Source organism: Burkholderia sp. IMCC1007, assembly GCF_027257875.1.
Classification (GTDB): domain Bacteria; phylum Pseudomonadota; class Gammaproteobacteria; order Burkholderiales; family Burkholderiaceae; genus Burkholderia.
Genome location: NZ_JAPVQY010000133.1, coordinates 1 through 1840 on the forward strand (window position 1 = coordinate 1; position 1840 = coordinate 1840).

The 1840-nt window shown below is 72.4% G+C and carries 2 protein-coding genes; both read left to right on the plus strand.

Annotated features, from left to right (window positions below; all coding sequences use genetic code 11):
* Positions 1–184: 184 nt before the first annotated feature.
* Positions 185–409 carry a cysteine-rich CWC family protein gene (locus O1Q03_RS39890; protein ID WP_269511630.1) on the plus strand — a complete coding sequence of 75 codons (225 nt, stop codon included), beginning with the start codon at positions 185–187 and terminating at the stop codon, positions 407–409.
* A 121-nt stretch (positions 410–530) separates the two neighbouring features.
* Positions 531–1840: ATP-binding protein (locus O1Q03_RS39895; protein ID WP_269511633.1), on the plus strand; the 1310-nt coding region annotated here is incomplete at its 3' end.

Sequence of the window (1840 nt, forward strand, 5' to 3'; positions counted from 1 at the left end):
GGCCCGCCGGCTATGGCGCCGGGCGTTGCGGCGCTGAACGGGGCAGCGGTGCGCGCGGGCGTGCGCCGCGCGCGTTCCGGCGTGACGGCGGCACCCATCGGCCGGATGGCCGACGTGCAAAATCCGCGCGCCGCGCTATGCTTGTCGCGTAGGGCGACGTGATGCCCGCTTCCGCGATTGCGCCATGACCGATTCCGCCGCCGCCGCCCGTTCGGCCCCGCACCGCGCGCGCTGCCCGCGCTGCGGGCGCGGCTTCGATTGCGGCGCCGGCACGCAGCCGTTCGACTGCTGGTGCGCGTCGATGCCGGTGTTGCCCGGCGATGCGCCGCCCGCGGCCGGCGCGCGCTGCCGCTGCCCGGAGTGTCTCGCCGACGAGATCGCGCAGCGCATGGCCGGCGCACCCGGCTGACCGTGGGCGCATGGCCCCGGGGGCGCGAAGGCGACGCGTCGGTGTGCGGCGGCCCGTGCGTGCGCCGCCGTCGATCCGGCCCCGCGAGAGGCGTCGCGCGCTAAACGGGTAAACTGGCCGGATGCAACGAATCACCACCACCGGGCGCGTCAACCTCAGCCACCTGTTCTGGCTGCGCAACCTTGCGATCATCGGCCAGCTCGCGACGATCGGCGTCGTGCAGACCTATTTCGGCGTGCATCTGCCGTTGCCGGCGATGCTGATGGTCATCGTGCTCGAAATCGTCTTCAACGCGCTGACCTGGGTGCGGGTGCTGCGTGCGCGGCCCGAGACCAATTTCGAGCTGCTCGGCCAGCTGTGGGTCGACCTCGGTGCGCTGTCGGCGCTGCTGTTCCTGTCGGGCGGCACGACCAATCCGTTCGTGTCGCTGTACCTGCCGTCGCTCGCGATCGCGGCGGCCGTGCTGCCGTGGCACCTGATGATCTGGCTCGCGGCGTTCGCAGTTGCGTGCTACGCGGCGCTCGGCTTCGATTCGGTGCCGCTCAACATGGACAACCCGGCGAACCTGTTCGACTACTACCGCACCGGGATGTGGGTGAACTTCATGGTCAGCGTCGGGCTGATCGCCTGGTTCGTCGCGCGCATGTCGAACGCGCTGCGCCAGCGCGATGCGGCGCTCGGCGAAGCGCAGGCGCATCTGCTGCGCGACGAGCGGGCGGTCGCGCTCGGCGTGCAGGCCGCCACCGTTGCGCACGAAATGGGCACGCCGCTGTCGACGATCGCGATGCTCGCAGAGGAATTGCGCGACGCGGCGCGTGCCGATCCGGGGCTCGCGCGCTATGAGGCCGACCTGAAGGTGCTCGAAGAGCAGATGACGCTCTGCACGTCGGCGCTCGCGCGCCTGCGCAGCCGTGCGAGCGCGCCCGCGAGCCGCCAGCCGGTGGGCGACTGGCTCGACACGTTCGTCGAGCACTGGCGCCTGCGGCATCCGCACGTGCAGTTCGAGCTGCTCGGCGCACGTCCGTCGGGCGTCACGCTCCACGACACGGTCGCGGCCGGCCAGATTCTCACGATCCTGCTCGACAACGCCGCGCGGGCCAGCCCGCACCGCGTGACGCTGGCCGCGCGACTCTCGTACAACGACCGGTCGGCCGAACAGATCGAATTCGAAGTATGCGACGACGGGCCCGGCATTCCGGCCGCGCTGCGCGAATCGCTCGGCGCGATGCCGGTCGACAGCACGCAGGGCGGGCACGGGGTCGGCCTGTACCTGGCATTCAGCGCGGCCGTGCGCCTGGGCGGCGAGATCGAGCTGTCCGACGTCGCGCCGCGTGCGGCAAGCGCCGCCGCGCGCGCCGGCAGCGCGGCGAACGGCCATGCTTCTGCTGCAGCGGGGCAGCGCGCGGGCGAGCGCACGGCGGCCACGCCGGA